This is a genomic window from Mycobacterium sp. E3339, assembly GCF_001666915.1.
Lineage (GTDB): Bacteria > Actinomycetota > Actinomycetes > Mycobacteriales > Mycobacteriaceae > Mycobacterium.
Genome location: NZ_LZIZ01000040.1, coordinates 1 through 17398 on the forward strand (window position 1 = coordinate 1; position 17398 = coordinate 17398).

The following is a 17398-nucleotide window of genomic DNA, read 5'->3' on the forward strand; positions in this document are numbered from 1 at the left end:
CGGTCGCGAAGCACCTCGCGGTGAATGTGCTTGTCTATCCGGGGATTTCGGCGTACGACAACCGATTCGACGTGCTGGGCACCGACGTCGCCGTGCGCCTGTACCCCACCAGCGACCTGGGGGACCTGCATTACCCGAGGGGCAAGGCGCCGGCGCAGCTCAGCACGACGGTCGTTGCGCACGGCGACCCCGGTAACTGGCCGTTCGACTCCTATAAGACCGAGCCGATCTCCGCCGACGCGTTCGTCGGGTCGGGGGACAACCTGAAAAAGGTGCCCGCGCGGGTCGAGGTGACCGGGGAGCTGGACGGCTGGGACATCACGGTCAACCGCGTCCACGACCCCGGGGCGCTGCCGACGCAGCGCGGCACCGACAACGGCAACGTCGTCATCACGCTGAAGAGGGCCAAGGGCCCGCTGATCTTCGACCTGGGCATCTGCCTGGTGCTGATCAGCCTGCCCACCCTGGCGCTGCTGGTGGCCATCCCGATGGCGTTGGGCCGGAGGAAGTTCTTGCCGCCGTTCGCGACCTGGTACGCCGCGAACCTGTTCGCCATCGTCCCGCTGCGCAACATCCTGCCGGGCGCTCCGCCGCCCGGTTCGTGGATCGACCAGGCGATCGTGCAGTGGGTGTTGATCGCGCTCGTGACGGCGATGAGCCTGTACATCTTCGCCTGGGTCCGGCAGGGGGATTAGCCGGGCCGCTTTTGTCGGAGCCCCGTGGCATACTCGAACATATGTTCGATTCGAAGGTGCCGCCCGAGGTGATCGCGCGCCTCGACGAGCACTTCGAGCGGCGGTATCCATCGAAGACGGCCGAATCGTCCGGGTTCCTCGCCGCCGCGCGAGAATGCGCCCGGAGCGAGAATCGGGCGGCGGCCGGGCAGTTGGCGGCGATCGGGAACCTGTTCGCCTACCGGTTGTCCCGGGGCGGGGAGTGTGCGGACTGGGCGGTGGACACCGAGGCGGCGGTGGCCGCCGAGGTGGCCGCGGAGCTGCGGATCGGCCTGGGATTGGCGGCCAGCCGGGTGCGCTACGCCCGCGCGTTGCGCGAGCGGCTGCCCAGGGTCGCCGAGGTCTTCGCCGCCGGGGACATCGATTTCCGGATGGTGCAAACCATGGTGTACCGGACCGATCTGATCACCGACCCCGACGTGATGGCCCGCGTGGACGAGCAGTTGGCCGCCCGGGTGGCGCGCTGGCCGTCGATGACCCCGGCGCGCCTGGGCGCCCAGGTGGACAAGATCGTCGCGAGAGCCGACGCCGATGCGGTGCGCCGGCGTCGCGAGCGGGCCGCGGGGCGCGAGGTGTGGATCGGCGAGATGGGGGACGGGCTGGCCCGCCTCGAGGGCGTGCTGTTAAGCCCGGACGCCCACGCCCTGGACGCGCGGCTGTCCGCGTTGGCGGCCAGCGTGTGCGGCGACGATCCCCGCACGCGTGAGCAGCGCCGCGCCGACGCGCTGGGGGCGCTGGCCGCCGGGGCCGACCGGCTGGGATGCCGGTGCGGGCGACCGGATTGTGCCGCCGGCGCCCGGGCGCCGGCCGGGCCGGTGGTGATCCATGTGATCGCCGAGCAGGCCACCCTCGACGGCCACGGCTCGGCGCCGGCCTGCGAACTGCGGGCGGACGGGCTGATCCCGCCGGAGTTGATCACCGAGCTGTCTGCCTCGGCCAAGCTGGTGCCGCTGGTCCATCCCGGGGATGCGCCGCCCGAGCCCGGCTATGTGCCCTCGCAGGCACTGGCCGATTTCGTGCGCTGCCGGGATCTGACCTGCCGCTGGCCGGGCTGTGATTGCCCGGCGGTGGCCTGCGACATCGACCACACCGTTCCCCACGCCGCCGGTGGGCCCACCCACGCGAGCAACCTCAAGTGCTACTGCCGCGCGCATCATTTGGTGAAGACGTTTTGGGGCTGGCGCGAAAAGCAGCTGCCCGACGGCACGCTGATCCTGACCTCCCCGGCCGGGCGCACCTACGTCACCACACCGGGCAGCGCGCTGTTGTTCCCCAGCCTGTGCGCGGCCACCGGGGCGATCGCCGCTCCTGAAGCCGACCCGCCGCAAGACTACTGCGCCGAACGCGCCGCGATGATGCCCAGACGACGCCGCACCCGCGGCCAAGACCGGGCCTACCGGGTGGCCACCGAGCGCAGATCCAACCGCGACGACCGGATGGCCCGAAACGCCGCGGCCCCCAGCTACTTCGGACCCGCCCCACCACCCGAACCCGACGACGACCCAGCACCTTTCTAACTCGAGGCGACGACAAATAGGCGCCACTCGCCGGGCACACCCTTGAGTTCATGCGCGCCCCGGTCATCGAACTGCAGGCCTGATCCGATCACCAGGTCGCGCAGGGTGCTGGACACCAGCACCTCGTTCGGTCCCGCCAGGGCACTCACCCGCGCGCCGATATGCACGGCGATTCCGCCGATGTCGTCACCGCGGACCTCGCACTCGCCGGTGTGCAGCCCGGCGCGTACCTCAATGCCCAACGCTTGCAACGCGTCACGGATCGCCATGGCGCAGCGGATCGCTCGCTGAGGACCGTCGAACATTGCCAGAAAACCGTCGCCCGATGTGTTGACCTCGCGACCCCGAAACCGAGAAAGCTGCGATCTCACGACGGCGTCGTGCGCATCAAGCAGCGCATGCCAGTCACGGTCACCCATCTCTGCCGCGCGGCGCGTCGAATCCACAATGTCGGTGAACAGCACAGTCGCGAGAACCCGGTCGTCCGGCACCTCGGGCTGTTCTCCCGTAAGGAATTCGGCGATCTCCTGGAACGAATCCCGCCACGGTTCCACCCAGTGGTACAAGTTGCGCCCCGGCAGCTCAACGTATTTCGCGTCGGATATGTGATCAGCGACGTACTTGCCCCACGCGGGCGGGACCATCACGTCGTCGGCGTGCTGGAGCACGAGAGTTGGCACGCGGATGGTCGGGAGCACCGCCCGCACGTCTACCTCGGTCAATAGAGGCATTAAGAGAGCGTAGGTTCGTGGGCTCGCGGCAAGCCGGTCATGTCGCGCAACCGCTGCGCTGATCTCCTCGTTCCATGGCATGTCGGGATTGATCGAAAGCCAGTATTCACCCCTTCCCCACATGGCTGTCAGGGCAGCGCGGATTTCGTCGGAATCGATGCCATCAGTCCGTTCAGCAACCGGATTGGCGAAGCCCTCCAGCACCACGAGCGCGGTGGTCCGAGCCGGATATGTTGCAGCGAATAGCGCGCCCGGCGCTAACGCGCCAGGCCCGGTGAGGAGCACTGCTTCACGGCTTTCGAGATCGTCGAGCACCGCAGTGATGCTGTCAGCCCATTGCTCCAGGGTCGGTAGCGCGCCCGGCTCGACAGGGTCGGACACTCCACTGCCCGGCTGGTCGAAGAAGATCACTCGACCCAGCGATGTCATCGCCTCGACCCAGCCTCGAACAGCCGGTAGCTCCGGAAATACCTCACAGTTTGTGAACCAGTTCGGGACGAACACGATGTCGCGCTCACCCTCTGGGGACGCCCTATAGGCGACGCGCAAATCCCCGTTCATCGCATACCGCGTCACCGAGAACACGGCGGAAGTTTAAGCCGGGCAGCAGGCAGTCGCGTATCGCCAGTGTTTTTGCTTCTCACGAGCGCCCGTCGAAGTGTTCTTCAGCCAGCCGGTGCCATCATTTGCCGAAGAGTTTTGGGGCCGGCGACGCTCGTCAGGCACCGCAGAAGCGGCTGGAGCCATACTTGCCGCACCAGATGTCACCTGCGTTCGCGTCGCTCAGTTCGGCGTCATTGTGGGCTAAGTGGAGGACGGTGACCCCGTCTGGGGCCACAACGAGCTCGGCTTTCCATGCGGTCTGCTCGTTGAGGGTGCCGTCCATTCCGTCGCCCCAGGTACCGATGCGCTGGTCCAACCTGATCGCGAGACCCACGCCGTCGCCCTGTGTCCACCGTATGGTCCACTTCTCGCCGTCGCGGGCGCTGGACCCGAGCAGGATCGTCCCGGTGCCGTCGGGCGCGATCGTCATCATGCTTTCGTGCCTCTGCCAGTGTCCGACGTAGTCGCCGCGCGCCGTTTGCATCGGCGTGTTGTCCGCCGGATCGGCGTTGGCGACCGCGGCACCCGTAAGGAATGCGGTGGCTGCTGAGGTGAGGGCCACGATCGAGCGGACAGCAATGTTCGGCATGGCGAATGTTCCTTCTGCTGTATTTGGTCGCACCAAGGACGCTACGACAATTCGATCTGCACTAGACGAGTAATTCGATCAGCCAACCTGGTAAGACTCCCGTGACACCACGAAGAAGTGCCCGGTGCCGGAGTCGGTACACGATCTGAATGCCAGACACCCGCGACGGGTGCACTGCCTGCGCCGAGGACGAAGACGTTACCCCGCCGGACGCTGATCCGACCTCCCCGGCCGGGCGCACCTACGTCACCACCCCGGGCGGCGCGCTGCTGTTCCCCAGCCTGTGCGCGGCCACCGAAGCCGGCTGAGGAGCGGTCGCGCTCAGCAGCCGACCGGGCCGCCGCCCGCGGGGCAGGTGATCACGGTGGGTGTGCAGCTCACCGATGTCGTCGAGACGGCGAACGCGAGCAGCAGCGCGAACAGAACCTTCTTCCCCCTGGTCATGGCGAAATCGTAACGGCCGGCCGGGTTTTCCCGCGGCGGTTTCCGCACAGACACAGGATGATTGCTCCATGTCCGCGTCGCTGCCCCCGCTGGCCGGCGAAGATTACGTCTGCGCCGATTGTGGGCTGAGCTATTCCGACACCCCGCCCGACGAAGCGGTCGGCGTCATCGCCGCCCTGCCGGAGCGGGTGCGCGCGGCCGTCTCCGCGATCCCGCCCGAGGTGCGACGTGTGCGGCCCGGCACCGGCGTGTGGTCGGTCGCCGAGTACCTCTGCCACCTGCGCGACGTCTACGTCAGCTTCACCATCCGGCTGCACCGCGTCCGCACCGAGGACCGGCCCGCGTGGGAGCCGATGCTCAACGACCTGCGGGCCCGCCGCTTCCGCTACAACGACTGCGACATCGACGCCACGCTGGGCGAGCTGGCGGCCGCCGCGGCGGGATTTCGCGACGAAGTCGCGCGCATTGCGGACGACGGCTGGGACCGCACCGGGACCCGGCTACCGGGGGAGCGGCGCACCGCCCGCTGGCTGGTCCGCCAGGCGATGCACGAGGGCGTGCATCACCTCGCCGATATCCGGAGAATCGGGGAAACGGCTCGCTGAAGCCGCCTCGCGGCCAGGTCGCTCCCGCTTCGGTCGCGAATTTGGCTCTGAGCTGGTCGTCCCCTAGACTCTAGGGGTTGCCTTGGGCAGACCTCGGCCGGTGCGAATCGGCCCCGCGTGCCCTTCGGTGACAAAGACCGCGCATGTCAGGTTTTTTGGTGGGCTGTGGCTTGCCTCCTGCCGTGCACACGCAACCAGGTCAGGAGATCGAGTGATTCAGCAGGAATCGCGGCTGAAGGTCGCCGATAACACCGGCGCCAAGGAGATCTTGTGCATCCGGGTGCTCGGCGGTTCGTCGCGACGCTACGCCGGCATCGGTGACGTCATCGTCGCCACCGTCAAGGACGCCATCCCGGGCGGCAACGTCAAGCGCGGGGACGTCGTCAAGGCCGTCGTGGTGCGCACGGTCAAGGAGCGCCGCCGCCCGGACGGCAGCTACATCAAGTTCGACGAGAACGCCGCGGTGATCATCAAGCCGGACAACGACCCGCGCGGCACGCGCATTTTCGGCCCCGTCGGCCGCGAGCTGCGCGAGAAGCGGTTCATGAAGATCATCTCGCTCGCCCCGGAGGTTTTGTAAATGAAGGTCCGCAAGGGCGACACCGTGTTGGTCATCGCCGGCAAGGACAAGGGTGCCAAGGGCAAGGTGCTGCAGGCCTACCCCGACCGCAACCGCGTGCTGGTCGAAGGCGTCAACCGGATCAAGAAGCACACCGCGATCTCGACCAACCAGCGCGGGGCGCAGTCGGGCGGAATCGTCACGCAGGAAGCCCCGATCCACGTCTCCAACGTGATGGTGGTCGACTCCGACGGCAAGCCCGCTCGCGTCGGCTACCGCGTCGACGAGGAGACCGGCAAGCGGGTCCGCATCTCCAAGCGCAACGGCAAGGACATCTGAGGCCATGACCACAGCAGAAAAAGTGCAGCCGCGCCTGAAAGAGCGCTACCGCAACGAGATTCGCGATTCGCTGCAGCAGCAGTTCGGCTACGCCAACGTCATGCAGATCCCGACGGTGACCAAGGTCGTCGTCAACATGGGTGTCGGCGACGCGGCACGCGACGCGAAACTGATCAACGGCGCGGTCAACGACCTGAGCCTGATCACCGGGCAGCGCCCCGAGATTCGTCGCGCGCGCAAGTCGATCGCGCAGTTCAAACTGCGTGAGGGCATGCCGATCGGCGCGCGGGTCACCCTGCGCGGCGACCGGATGTGGGAGTTCCTGGACCGCCTCACCTCGATCGCGCTGCCGCGTATCCGCGACTTCCGCGGCCTGTCGCCCAAGCAGTTCGACGGTGTCGGCAACTACACCTTCGGCCTGGCCGAGCAGTCGGTGTTCCACGAGATCGACGTGGACAAGATCGACCGGGTTCGCGGCATGGACATCAACGTCGTCACCTCGGCGACAACCGACGACGAAGGACGAGCGCTGTTGCGGGCCCTCGGCTTTCCCTTCAAGGAGAACTGAGCAGATGGCGAAGAAGGCACTGGTCAACAAGGCCGCACGCAAACCGAAGTTCGCGGTGCGGGGCTACACGCGCTGCAACAAGTGCGGCCGGCCGCGCGCGGTCTTCCGCAAGTTCGGCCTGTGCAGGATCTGCCTGCGCGAGATGGCGCACGCGGGCGAACTGCCCGGCGTGCAAAAGAGCAGCTGGTAATCCAGGACCCCAAGACCAACCCAGAACAGGCGCGCGACAGGCCCGGACCGGGAACCACCGCGAGGAAGGTACCAACGCTGTCATGACGATGACGGACCCGATCGCAGACTTCTTGACACGTCTGCGCAACGCCAATTCGGCGTATCACGACGAGGTGACGTTGCCGCACTCGAAGATCAAGGCCAACATCGCCCAGATCCTCAAGGCCGAGGGCTACATCACCGACTACCGGACGGAAGACGCCCGGGTCGGCAAGTCGCTGGTCGTCCAGCTCAAGTACGGCCCCAGCCGGGAGCGCAGCATCGCCGGGTTGCGGCGGGTGTCCAAGCCCGGCCTGCGGGTGTATGCGAAATCCACCAACCTGCCGCGCGTGCTCGGCGGCCTGGGCGTGGCGATCATCTCGACCTCCTCGGGCCTGTTGACCGATCGTCAGGCAGCCAGACAGGGCGTGGGCGGCGAAGTCCTCGCGTACGTGTGGTGAGGGGATAGACATGTCGCGCATTGGTAAGCAGCCGGTTCCGGTTCCCGCCGGAGTCGACGTAACGATCGAGGGCCAGCAGGTCTCGGTGAAGGGGCCCAAGGGCAGCCTTAATCTGACGGTCGCCGAACCGATCACGGTGGCGCGCAACGAGGACGGCGCGATCGTGGTCACCCGTCCCAACGACGAGCGGCGCAACCGCTCGCTGCACGGGCTGTCGCGGACCCTGGTGTCCAACCTGGTCACCGGCGTGACCGAGGGCTACACCACCAAGATGGAGATCTTCGGCGTCGGTTACCGCGTGCAGCTCAAGGGCGCCAACCTCGAGTTCGCGCTGGGTTACAGCCACCCCGTGGTCATCGAGGCGCCAGAGGGCATCACGTTCGCGGTCCAGTCGCCGACGAAGTTCTCGATCACCGGTATCGACAAGCAGAAGGTCGGCCAGATCTCGGCGAACATCCGCCGCCTGCGCCGTCCCGACCCATACAAGGGCAAGGGCGTGCGCTACGAGGGCGAGCAGATCCGCCGCAAGGTCGGAAAGACAGGTAAGTAGTCATGGCGCAAAAACAAGCTGACACCGCCGCGCGAAAGCCGGTGGGGCAGAGCGTATCCGCAACGCGTCGGGTCTCCCGGCTGCGTCGGCACGCCCGGCTGCGCAAGAAGATCGCGGGCACGCCCGAGCGCCCCCGCCTCGTCATCAACCGCTCCGCGCGACACATCCACGTGCAGCTGGTCAACGACGAGAACGGCACCACGGTGGCCGCCGCGTCCTCGATCGAGGACGACGTGCGCGGCCTGGACGGCGACAAGAAGGCCCGCAGCGTGCGGGTGGGCCAGCTGATCGCCGAGCGTGCCAAGGCCGCCGGCATCGACACCGTGGTGTTCGACCGCGGCGGGTACACCTACGGCGGACGGATCGCGGCGCTGGCCGATGCCGCGCGCGAGAACGGATTGAGTTTCTAGATGACCGAGAACCAGACCGGAAGGACCGCATAATGGCGGAACAGTCGGCCGGCGGCCCTGAGGCCCGCGGCGACAACCGCGACAACCGCGACAACCGCGGTCGGCGCGACGGCGGCGGGCGTGGTGGCCGCGACCGCGACGGCGACAAGAGCAACTACCTGGAGCGGGTCGTCGCCATCAACCGTGTCTCCAAGGTGGTCAAGGGTGGTCGGCGCTTCAGCTTCACCGCCCTGGTCATCGTGGGCGACGGCAACGGCATGGTCGGCGTCGGCTACGGCAAGGCCAAGGAAGTTCCGGCCGCCATCGCCAAGGGCGTGGAAGAGGCGCGCAAGGGCTTCTTCCGGGTGCCGCTGATCGGCGGCACCATCACGCACCCGGTGCAGGGTGAGGCGGCCGCGGGCGTGGTGCTGTTGCGCCCGGCCAGCCCCGGTACCGGTGTGATCGCCGGCGGCGCGGCGCGTGCGGTGCTGGAATGCGCTGGCGTGCGCGACATCCTGGCCAAGTCGTTGGGCAGCGACAACGCGATCAACGTGGTGCACGCCACCGTCACCGCGCTCAAGCTGCTGCAGCGGCCCGAGGAGGTGGCCGCCCGGCGCGGACTGCCCATCGAGGACGTCGCCCCGGCCGGAATGCTGCGGGCACGACGTGAAAGTGAAGCGCTGGCCGCCAGTGCCGCGCGCGAGGGAACGGCACCGCAATGAGCCAGTTGAAGATCACCCAGGTGCGTAGCACCATCGGGGCCCGCTGGAAGCAGCGGGAGAGCCTGCGCACCCTGGGGCTGCGACGGATCCGCCATTCGGTGATCCGTGAGGACAACCCACAGACCCGCGGCCTGATCGCGGTGGTCAATCACCTCGTCGAGGTGGAGGAGGCCAAATGACCATCAAGCTGCACGATCTGAAGCCCGCGCCCGGCTCGAAGACCGCCCGCACCCGCGTCGGTCGCGGTGAGGGCTCGAAGGGCAAGACCGCCGGCCGTGGCACCAAGGGCACCAAGGCCCGCAAGAACGTGCCGGCCACCTTCGAGGGTGGGCAGATGCCGATTCACATGCGGCTGCCCAAGCTCAAGGGATTCCGGAACCGGTTCCGCACCGAATACGAGATCGTCAACGTCGGCGACATCAACCGGCTCTTCCCGCAGGGCGGCTCTATCGGCGTGGACGAGTTGGTGGCCAAGGGCGCGGTCCGCAAGAACGCGTTGGTCAAGGTCCTCGGCGACGGCAAGCTGACCGTCAAGGTCGACCTCACCGCGCACAAGTTCAGCGGCAGCGCCCGCGAGAAGATCACCGCCGCCGGCGGATCGGTCACCGAGCTCTGATCAGCCGAGCCGCGGAATGACCTCCGCGGCAAGGCGTTCCATCTGCTCCCGGTTCTCGTCGACGTCGACGCCGACGGGATTGAGCAGCAGGTATTCGGCGCCAGCGTCGATCACCTCCCGCAGCCCGCGCGCGACGTCGTCGGGTGTGCCCGACACCGGGACGTCTTCGACGCCCGGCATCTTGCCGTAGATCCGCCGCAGCCCGGCGAGCACCCGCTCGCGGGCCAGCGCCGCGTCGTCGTCGACCATCAGGTAGACGCGCTTGCCGATGGTGAAATGCGCTGCGTCCTTTTGCTGTTCGTCGAGTTCGCGGCGCACCACGGCGACGGCCCCGGCGAAGGCCTCGGTGGTCGACGAACCGGCGCCCAGGAACGAGTCGCCGTGGCGCACCGCCCTGGCCAGGGCCCTGGGCGCCAGGCCGCCGAACCAGATGGGCGGGTGCGGCCGTTGCACCGGCTTGGGTGCGATCGGTAGGTCGTCGACGTCGCGGAATCGGCCGTGGAAACTCACCCGCGGTTCGTCGGACCAGGCCGCCTTCATCAGCTTCAGCCCCTCGGTGAAATACGAGATGTACGTGTCCTTTTCGACGCCGAACGCGGCGAACCTGCGGAAGCCGCCACCGGTTCCGACGCCGAGGTCCAGCCGGCCGTGGCTCAGCCGGTCGACGGCGGTCACCGAAGAGGCCAGCTGCAGCGGGTCGTGCAGCGACGTCACCAGCACGGCGACCCCCAGGCGCAGCCGTCGGGTGCAGGCCGCGCAGTAGGCCAGCAGCTCCAGGGGCGCCAGCAGCGGTGCCTCGCCGACGATCTGCTCGAGCACCCAGCCGCCCTCGAAGCCCAGATCCTCGGCCCGGACCAGGTAATCCCGCAGGCCCTCTCCGTCGAACCCGTCGTAATCGAATTGGGGGATGGCGATGGAGAACCTCACCCCACCACCGTACGGCGGCGGTGTCGGTAGGCTGCGAACATGTTCGCCTTCCTGCCCTCGCTTCCCGGGGTCGACGACGTCCGCGCGCTGGCCGGGCGCGTCGACACCGCCCGCCACCACGGCGTACCCAACGGCTGCGTGCTCGAACTCGACCTGCGTTCGGCGCCGCCTGAGGCGACGGGGTTCGACCCGCTGGCGATCTTCGGCGGCGGCAGGCCGATGACGCTGCGCGACGCGGTCGCCGCCATCCACCGCGCGGCCGAGGACCCGCGCGTCGCCGGGCTGATCGCCCGCGTGCAACTGGCCGCCTCGCCGCCCGCGGCGGTGCAGGAGTTGCGCGAGGCCGTCACCGCGTTCAGCGCCGCCAAGCCCTCGCTGGCGTGGGCCGAAACCTACCCGGGCACGCTGTCCTACTATCTGGCCTCGGCGTTCAACGAGGTGTGGATGCAGCCGTCGGGAAGCGTCGGGCTGATCGGTTTCGCGAGCAACGCCACCTTCCTGCGCGACGCGTTCGACAAGGCGGGGATCGAACCGCAATTCGTCGCGCGCGGCCAATACAAGTCGGCGGCAAACCGTTTCACCGAGCACGGCTTCACGACCGCGCACCGCGAGGCCGTCACCCGCATGCTGGAAAGCCTGCAGCAGCAGGCGTGGCAGGCCATCGCCGAAGCCCGCAAGCTCGACCCCGGCGCGCTGGACACGCTGGCCAACCGCGCGCCGCTGTTGCGCGACGACGCCGTGGCCGCCGGGCTGCTCGACCGGATCGGATTCCGCGACGAGGCCTACGCCCGGATCGCGGAACTGGTTGGCGTGAAGGATGTTTCGGACGACACCGAGCCGCCGCGGCTGTACCTGGCGCGCTACGCCGGCGCCGCCCGTTCGCGGCTGGCCCCGCCCCGGCCGTCGGTTCCCGGCCGCCGGCCCAAGCCGACGCTGGCCGTCATCACGCTCGACGGCATGATCGTCGACGGGCGCGGCGGACCCCAGTTCCTGCCGTTGGGCGCCGCCACCGCCGGCGGCGACACCATCGGCGCGGCGCTGCGCCAGGCCGCCGCCGACGACTCGGTGTCCGCGATCGTGTTGCGGGTGAACAGTCCCGGCGGGACGATCACCGCGTCCGAGAGCATCTGGCGCGAGGTGACCAGGGCCCGCAAGCGCGGCAAGCCGGTGGTCGCGTCCATGGGCGCCGTGGCGGCCTCCGGCGGCTATTACGTCTCGATGGGCGCCGACGCCATCGTCGCCAACCCCGCGACGGTGACCGGCTCGATCGGGGTGATCACCGGCAAGCTGGTGATCCGGGACCTGTTGGAGCGGTTGGGGGTCGGCTCGGACACCGTGCGCACCAACGCCAATGCCGACGTCTGGTCGATCGACGCGCCGTTCACGCCGGAGCAGCAGGCCCATCGCGAGGCGGAGGCCGACCTGTTCTACGCCGACTTCGTGCAGCGGGTCGCCGAGGCGCGCAACCTGACGGCCGAGGCCGCCGATCGTGTTGCGCAGGGGCGTATTTGGACCGGCGCCGACGCCCTCGAGCGCGGCCTGGTCGACGAACTCGGCGGCTTGCGCACGGCGGTGCGCCGGGCCAAGGTGCTGGCCGGGCTGGACCAGGACGACGAGGTCCGCATCGTCAACTATCCGAGCTCGTCGCTGCTGGACATGGTGCGGCCACGCGCCTCGTCGCAGCCGGCCGCCGCGTCGGTGTCGGACGCGCTGGCCGCCCTGCTGGGCCGCACGCTCGCCGGCATCCGGGACAACGTCGAACAGAGCGTCAACGGCGCCAGCGCGCTGTGGCCGGGGCAGGCGCGGTTCTAGCCGGTAAGCCCGCCGCTGATGAAGATGATCTCGCCGAGCGGGTCGTCGTTCTCGGGGGGTGGCGCCTCGATGCCGTTGCGCGCAAACAGTTCCGTTCGGGTGATCCCTTCGACGTTCCACCGCTTGGAACTCAGGTAGTCCACCACGTGGTTGCGCTCGCCGGCGTAGACCAGCGACGCCATGTCGATATCCACGCCGTGGTCGCGAAACGAGCCGGACATCTCGCGCACCCGCTCGGCGTCGAAATCGATGATGCCGGGCACGAATTCGGTCGCGACCGTGCTGCCGGGCGCGCTGAGCGCGGTGATGTTGTCGAACAACCGGTCCTGGGCTTCGGGCGGCAGGTAGATCAGCAGCCCCTCGGCCAGCCACGCGGTCGGTGCCGTCGTGTCGAACCCGGCGGCTTTCAGGGCGGTCGGCCAGTCGGCGCGCAGGTCGATCGGCACGGTGCGCCGCGTCGCGGTCGGTTCGGCACCGATGCCGGCCAGCGTGCCCGACTTGAAGTCGATCACGCGCGGCTGGTCGATCTCGTAGACCACCGTGCCGTCCGGCCACGGTAACCGGTAGGCGCGCGAATCCAGGCCGGATGCCAGGATCACGACTTGCCGGATCCCGCCGTCGGTCGCGTTGATGAAATAGTCGTCGAAGTACTTGGTGCGCACCGCCATTCCGTCGACCATCGCCTGCATGCGCACCGTCGAAGCGTTCTCGATCGCTTCCAGGTCGAGCTCGCCGTCCATCATCTTGGTGAAGAAGTCCACCCCCACCGCGCGAACCAGCGGTTCGGCAAAGGGGTCGTGGATCAGGCCGCGGGGATCGCGGGTCGCCATGGCGCGACCGGCGGCCACCATGGTCGCGGTCGCGCCCACACTGGACGCCAGATCCCACTCGTCGTCGTGAGCGCGTGACATAGCCGAAACCCTAGCCAACCCGCTACTTGTACGTTGCGGCGACGTAGCTCAACTCGCCGAAGGTCGCCGACATCTCGTCCTCGGGAAAGTCGAACCCGTTCTGCGCGTACAACTCCCGGGCGGGATAGGTGGTCACCTGCCAGTCATGCGTCTGCAGGTAGTCGACGACGACGTTGCGCTCGCCCCGGTAGAACAGGTCGGCCGCGTTGAGGTCCAAACCGAGCCGCTGCCACCGTTCGCTGATGCGTCGCAACCGCTCGTCGGAGAAGACGTCGGGATCGGGCACATGCTCGGTGGCCAGCCGGCTGCCCAGGGCGCTGAGCGCCGTGAGGTTGTCGAACAACCGGTCCTGGGCCTCGGGCGGCAGGTAGGGCAGCAGCCCCTCCGCGCTCCACGCCGTCGGCTGGGCGACGTCGAACCCGCCCTCGCGCAACGCCGCCGGCCAGTCGTCGCGCAGGTCGATCGCGATCGTGCGGCGCTCGGCGGTCGGTGCAGCGCCGAGGCCGGCCAGCGTGTCGGTCTTGAAGGCGATGACCTGTGGCTGGTCGATCTCGTAGACGACGGTGCCCGCCGGCCAGCCCAGCCGGTAGGCCCGGGTGTCCAGCCCGCTCGCCAGGATCACCGCCTGGCGCACACCGGCTTTGGTGGCGCCGATGAAGAAGTCGTCGAAGAAGCGGGTGCGAACCGTGATCTGTTCGGCCCGCGCCTTGCGATTGAACAGCGGGTCGTCCTCGAAATCGACCTGCCCGTCCACGATGCGGATGAAGGGCTCCAGGCCGACCGCGCGCACCAGCGGATCGGCGAACGGGTCGTCGAGCAGCGGATCGGGTCCCTGCGACGCCACCGCGCGCGACGCCGCGACCATGGTGGCCGTCGCACCCACGCTGGACCCGGGTCCCCAGCTGTCGCCTTCGCTACGTCCCACGCTCATCGCGTGCCGCTCACGTAGAGCATGTCGCCCATGCGAGTGTCGTCTCCATCCAGGGGCGGAAGATCGTTGGCCGCGAACAGCTCTCGGATGCTGACCACTTCCAGCGCCCACCCACGATCCCTGAGGTAGGCGGCCGCCTCGTTGCGGTCCCCGAAGTAGACCAGCCCCGCCATGTCCAGCTCGAAACCGTGCGCGCGCCAGCGCTCGGAAATGCGCTGCATGCGTTCCTTCAGCTTCTCCTCGTCACCGGGCTCGCGGTTGGGCGCGCTCTCGGTCGCCAGCCGGCTGCCCGGCGCGCTGAGTTCGGTGATGGTGTCCAGCAACCGGTCCTGCGCCTCCGGCGGCAGGTAACCGAGCAGGCCCTCGGCGCTCCACGCGGTCGGCTGCGCCGGGTCGAACCCGGCGGCGCGCAACGCGGCGGGCCAGTCGTCGCGCAGGTCCACGGCCACCACCCGCCGGCCGGCGGTGGGCGCGGCGCCCAGCTCGGCCAGGGTGCGCGACTTGAACTCGATCACCTGCGGCTGGTCCACCTCGTAGACGACGGTCCCGGCGGGCCACGTCAGCCGGTAGGCCCGGGCGTCCAGCCCCGAGGCCAGGATCACCGCCTGTTTGATGCCCGCCCCCGCCGCGTCCAGGAAGAACTCGTCGAAGAACTTGGTGCGCACCGCCATGTTGTCGGCCATCCGCGACATCGCGCCGGCCGAACCGGTGGAGCCGTCGTGCACGTCGTTCAGTTCGTCCGGGTTCACTTCGCCGGTCGCGAGCCGGGTGAGCAGCTCCACGCCGACGGCCCGGACCAGCGGCTCGGCGAACGGGTCGTTGATCAGCGGACGCTCGGCGCGGGTCGCCACCGCGCGGGCCGCGGCCACCATCGTCGCGGTCACCCCGACGCTGGAGGCCAGGTCCCAGGTGTCGCCCTCATACCTGGTGGAAGTCATGTTTGCCCCTGTTCAGAACTAGTCCATCTAATATTTAGTCGATATAACAAGCTGCTACCACTGTACGCTTCCCGCGTTTCGCGGCAACCTTGACTGATGAGCGATCGGGTGCTGATCACGGGCGCTTCGTCGGGGCTGGGGGCCGCGCTGGCGCGCAAGCTGGCCGGGCGGCACGCGGTGGTGGGGCTCGTCGCGCGGCGCCGGGACCGGCTCGGACAGGTGCTGGCCGAGTGCCGGCGGACCTCGCCGTCCTCGGCGATGTGGGTGGCCGACCTGGCCGACACCGCGGCGCTGCAGGACCTGGCCGCCCAGGCCTGGGAGGCGCTCGGCGGCATCGACGTGCTGATCAACAACGCCGCCGTCCCCAAGCGGCGGCCCGTTGCCGCGCTGGAGCCCGACGAAGTCGAAGACGTCATGCGGGTCAACTTCTTCGCCCCGATGCGGCTGACGCTGGCGCTGTTGCCGCGGATGCTGGCGCGCGGGTCGGGGATGATCGTCAACGTGTCGAGCGTCGGCGGTCGGCTCGGAATCATCCACGAATCCGCCTACTGCGCAAGCAAATTCGCGTTGTGCGGGTGGAGCGAGGCGATGGCCGTGGACCTGCACGGCTCCGGGGTCTCGGTGAAACTGATCGAGCCGGGCCCCGTCGACACCGAGATCTGGGACCAGCCCGGCAGTGAGGAGCCGCTCTACCAGGGCCCCAAGGTGCCCGCCGACGAGGTGGCCGACGGCATCATCGCGGCCCTGGACGGCGACGGCTTCGAGCACTACGTGCCCGACCTGAGGGCGGTCGTCGACGCCAAGAACGCCGATCTCGATGCGTACATCGCGGGAGCGGCCGGGATGGCGCCGAGATGAAGGCGCTGGTGTACGGCGTCGCGCCGGAGCCGGTCGAGGTGCCCGAGGGCGCGAACACGCTCACCGCGAACCTGGGCCGCACCCCGACCGCCCTGCGGGACGTGCCCGATCCCCAACTGCCGCACGACGATTGGGTGCTCACCCGGCCGCGGCTGACCGGCATCTGCGGCTCGGATTCCAAGCAGATCCTGATGGATTTCGGCGAGGGCGACGCCGACAACGCGATGTCCTCCTTCTGCTCCTTCCCGCAGGTCATGGGCCACGAGGTGGTCGCCGACGTGGTGGCGCTCGGGCCTAGGGCCCGCGGCCTCGAGGTGGGGCAGCGGGTGGTGCTCAACCCGTGGCTGTCCTGCGGCCCCCGCGGCATCGAGCCGCCGTGTCCGGCATGCGAGGACGGCGACTACAGCCTGTGCTGGAGCTTCACCGACGGCGACATCAAGGCCGGCATCCACACCGGTGTGTCCGCCGACGTGACGGGCGGTTACGCCGAGCTGATGCCCGCCCACGACAGCATGCTGTTAGGGGTGCCGGACGCGATTCCGGACGAGATGGCCGTGTTCGCCGACCCGTTTTCGGTGTCCCTGCACGCGATCACCCGCCACCCGCCGCCGCGCGGCGGCCGCGCCCTGGTGTACGGGGCCGGCTCGCTGGGGTTGTGTGCGGTGGCGATCCTGCGGGCGCTCTACCCGGACGTGGCCGTCGCCGTGGTGGCGCGCTTCGGTGCGCAGGCCGAGCTGGCCCGGCGGTTCGGGGCCGCCAGGGTGCTGGCGCACGAACCGCGGCTGGACCTGATCGAGCAGCTGGTCGCCTGGGGCGGCGGGCGGCTGCGACAGCCGCTGCTGGGGCTACCGATGGCCCACCCGGGCGCGCTCGACGTGGTCTACGACACCATCGGCAAACCCGAGACGTTCGAAGTGGGGGTGCGGGTGCTGCGCTCGCGGGGGACCTTGGTGAAGGCCGGTGTGCACGCCCCCGGCCGCTGGGAGTGGAGCCCCTTGTATTTCAAGGAGATCGCCCTCGTGGGGTCGAACGCGTTCGGCGTCGAGGAGGTCGAGGGCCGGCGCAAGCACGCCATCGCCCACTACCTCGACCTGGCCGCCGGTGGCCGAATCGACTTGCGCCCCATGCTGACCCACACCTTTCGGCTCGACCAGTGGCGCGACGCGTTCCTCGCGATCGCCAACCAGGGCGACAGCGGGGCGGTGAAGGTCGCGATCGACCAGCGCTAGGCGGGGCGGGTGGCGCGGTAGTAGTTCAGCCGCCCGAGGACCCGGTGCCGCATCGATGCCACCTCCGTGCACTCGAACCCCGCCCCGCGCAGCAGCCGGGGGATCGCGTCGCCGAGGTTGCCCGCCGCGTGGTGATTGCGCCTGATGAGCCGCGC

24 protein-coding genes are annotated in these 17398 nt (G+C 69.0%); 17 read left to right on the forward strand and 7 right to left on the reverse strand.

Features of this window, described 5'->3' with window-relative positions:
- Both A5702_RS03235 and A5702_RS03240 read left to right on the forward strand, forming a co-directional pair.
- Nucleotides 1-695 (forward strand): DUF4436 domain-containing protein (locus tag A5702_RS03235; RefSeq protein ID WP_068218230.1); only part of this gene is annotated, 695 nt, incomplete at its 5' end.
- A gap of 41 nt (nucleotides 696-736) precedes the next feature.
- Nucleotides 737-2251 carry an HNH endonuclease signature motif containing protein gene (locus tag A5702_RS03240; RefSeq protein ID WP_068218232.1) on the forward strand — a complete coding sequence of 505 codons (1515 nt, stop codon included), beginning with the start codon at nucleotides 737-739 and terminating at the stop codon, nucleotides 2249-2251.
- On the opposite strand, the gene A5702_RS03245 is transcribed toward A5702_RS03240, so the two are convergent.
- On the reverse strand, nucleotides 2248-3567 hold the full coding sequence (locus A5702_RS03245) for an adenylate/guanylate cyclase domain-containing protein (RefSeq protein ID WP_068218235.1): 1320 nt from the start codon (nucleotides 3565-3567) through the stop codon (nucleotides 2248-2250). The two genes, A5702_RS03240 and A5702_RS03245, sit on opposite strands and share 4 nt — an antisense overlap.
- 133 nt (nucleotides 3568-3700) lie before the next feature.
- Nucleotides 3701-4174: a hypothetical protein gene (locus A5702_RS03250; protein WP_055401852.1), complete on the reverse strand. Its 474-nt coding sequence runs from the start codon at nucleotides 4172-4174 to the stop codon at nucleotides 3701-3703.
- Nucleotides 4175-4323: 149 nt separating this feature from the next.
- Here A5702_RS03250 and A5702_RS26130 point away from each other — a divergent pair, with 149 nt between their 5' ends.
- Entirely contained in the window at nucleotides 4324-4482 is a 159-nt protein-coding gene (locus tag A5702_RS26130) for a hypothetical protein (RefSeq protein WP_156669466.1), read from the forward strand.
- Nucleotides 4483-4495: 13 nt separating this feature from the next.
- Here the strand turns inward: A5702_RS26130 and A5702_RS27130 are convergent, their stop codons facing one another.
- Nucleotides 4496-4618 (reverse strand): hypothetical protein, encoded by a 123-nt coding sequence (locus A5702_RS27130; protein ID WP_255353587.1) that lies wholly within the window; start codon nucleotides 4616-4618, stop codon nucleotides 4496-4498.
- 68 nt (nucleotides 4619-4686) lie between these two features.
- Between A5702_RS27130 and A5702_RS03255 the strand changes: the two genes are divergently transcribed.
- From A5702_RS03255 to rplO, 11 genes are all read left to right on the forward strand, one after another.
- Nucleotides 4687-5223, forward strand: a complete 537-nt coding sequence (locus A5702_RS03255; protein WP_068218237.1) for a DinB family protein — start codon at nucleotides 4687-4689, stop codon at nucleotides 5221-5223.
- A gap of 211 nt (nucleotides 5224-5434) precedes the next feature.
- Nucleotides 5435-5803, forward strand: coding sequence for a 50S ribosomal protein L14 (rplN, locus tag A5702_RS03260; protein WP_003403649.1), 369 nt, complete (start codon nucleotides 5435-5437; stop codon nucleotides 5801-5803).
- Nucleotides 5804-6121: a 50S ribosomal protein L24 gene (gene rplX, locus A5702_RS03265; protein WP_067820151.1), complete on the forward strand. Its 318-nt coding sequence runs from the start codon at nucleotides 5804-5806 to the stop codon at nucleotides 6119-6121.
- A 4-nt stretch (nucleotides 6122-6125) separates the two neighbouring features.
- Complete coding sequence (gene rplE / locus A5702_RS03270) at nucleotides 6126-6689, forward strand: 50S ribosomal protein L5 (RefSeq protein WP_055401847.1); 564 nt, start codon at nucleotides 6126-6128, stop codon at nucleotides 6687-6689.
- 4 nt (nucleotides 6690-6693) lie between these two features.
- Nucleotides 6694-6879, forward strand: a complete 186-nt coding sequence (locus tag A5702_RS03275; protein WP_003873499.1) for a type Z 30S ribosomal protein S14 — start codon at nucleotides 6694-6696, stop codon at nucleotides 6877-6879.
- 82 nt (nucleotides 6880-6961) lie between these two features.
- Nucleotides 6962-7360 carry a 30S ribosomal protein S8 gene (gene rpsH, locus A5702_RS03280; protein ID WP_055401845.1) on the forward strand — a complete coding sequence of 133 codons (399 nt, stop codon included), beginning with the start codon at nucleotides 6962-6964 and terminating at the stop codon, nucleotides 7358-7360.
- 10 nt (nucleotides 7361-7370) lie between these two features.
- Complete coding sequence (rplF, locus tag A5702_RS03285) at nucleotides 7371-7910, forward strand: 50S ribosomal protein L6 (RefSeq protein WP_055401841.1); 540 nt, start codon at nucleotides 7371-7373, stop codon at nucleotides 7908-7910.
- A 41-nt stretch (nucleotides 7911-7951) separates the two neighbouring features.
- A complete protein-coding gene (rplR, locus tag A5702_RS03290) occupies nucleotides 7952-8320 on the forward strand; it encodes a 50S ribosomal protein L18 (protein ID WP_082459801.1) in 369 nt (122 codons plus the stop codon).
- Nucleotides 8321-8352: 32 nt separating this feature from the next.
- The gene (rpsE, locus tag A5702_RS03295) at nucleotides 8353-9021 is read left to right on the forward strand and encodes a 30S ribosomal protein S5 (RefSeq protein WP_055401838.1); all 669 of its coding nucleotides are present in this window, start codon (nucleotides 8353-8355) and stop codon (nucleotides 9019-9021) included.
- Nucleotides 9018-9200, forward strand: coding sequence for a 50S ribosomal protein L30 (gene rpmD / locus A5702_RS03300; RefSeq protein ID WP_055401836.1), 183 nt, complete (start codon nucleotides 9018-9020; stop codon nucleotides 9198-9200). The genes rpsE and rpmD overlap by 4 nt, the downstream gene beginning before the upstream one ends.
- The gene (gene rplO, locus A5702_RS03305; RefSeq protein WP_055401833.1) at nucleotides 9197-9637 is read left to right on the forward strand and encodes a 50S ribosomal protein L15; all 441 of its coding nucleotides are present in this window, start codon (nucleotides 9197-9199) and stop codon (nucleotides 9635-9637) included. The genes rpmD and rplO overlap by 4 nt, the downstream gene beginning before the upstream one ends.
- On the opposite strand, the gene A5702_RS03310 is transcribed toward rplO, so the two are convergent.
- Nucleotides 9638-10564, reverse strand: coding sequence for an LLM class flavin-dependent oxidoreductase (locus A5702_RS03310; RefSeq protein WP_068218240.1), 927 nt, complete (start codon nucleotides 10562-10564; stop codon nucleotides 9638-9640).
- A 39-nt stretch (nucleotides 10565-10603) separates the two neighbouring features.
- Between A5702_RS03310 and sppA the strand changes: the two genes are divergently transcribed.
- Nucleotides 10604-12376 carry a signal peptide peptidase SppA gene (gene sppA / locus A5702_RS03315; RefSeq protein ID WP_068218243.1) on the forward strand — a complete coding sequence of 591 codons (1773 nt, stop codon included), beginning with the start codon at nucleotides 10604-10606 and terminating at the stop codon, nucleotides 12374-12376.
- Here sppA and A5702_RS03320 read toward each other — a convergent pair.
- From A5702_RS03320 to A5702_RS03330, 3 genes are read right to left on the reverse strand one after another with little or no spacing between them, the layout of a single operon-like run.
- Nucleotides 12373-13287, reverse strand: a complete 915-nt coding sequence (locus tag A5702_RS03320; protein WP_068218246.1) for a class I SAM-dependent methyltransferase — start codon at nucleotides 13285-13287, stop codon at nucleotides 12373-12375. The genes sppA and A5702_RS03320 overlap by 4 nt on opposite strands.
- 22 nt (nucleotides 13288-13309) lie before the next feature.
- Nucleotides 13310-14218 (reverse strand): class I SAM-dependent methyltransferase, encoded by a 909-nt coding sequence (locus A5702_RS03325; RefSeq protein WP_068218249.1) that lies wholly within the window; start codon nucleotides 14216-14218, stop codon nucleotides 13310-13312.
- The gene (locus tag A5702_RS03330) at nucleotides 14215-15156 is read right to left on the reverse strand and encodes a class I SAM-dependent methyltransferase (protein ID WP_068218252.1); all 942 of its coding nucleotides are present in this window, start codon (nucleotides 15154-15156) and stop codon (nucleotides 14215-14217) included. Before A5702_RS03330 ends, A5702_RS03325 begins: the two co-directional genes overlap by 4 nt.
- Nucleotides 15157-15252: 96 nt before the next feature.
- Between A5702_RS03330 and A5702_RS03335 the strand changes: the two genes are divergently transcribed.
- Together A5702_RS03335 and A5702_RS03340 are read left to right on the forward strand one after the other, a co-directional pair.
- Nucleotides 15253-16014: an SDR family oxidoreductase gene (locus A5702_RS03335; RefSeq protein WP_068218255.1), complete on the forward strand. Its 762-nt coding sequence runs from the start codon at nucleotides 15253-15255 to the stop codon at nucleotides 16012-16014.
- Nucleotides 16011-17243, forward strand: coding sequence for a zinc-binding dehydrogenase (locus A5702_RS03340; RefSeq protein WP_068218258.1), 1233 nt, complete (start codon nucleotides 16011-16013; stop codon nucleotides 17241-17243). Before A5702_RS03335 ends, A5702_RS03340 begins: the two co-directional genes overlap by 4 nt.
- Nucleotides 17244-17398 lie beyond the last annotated feature (155 nt).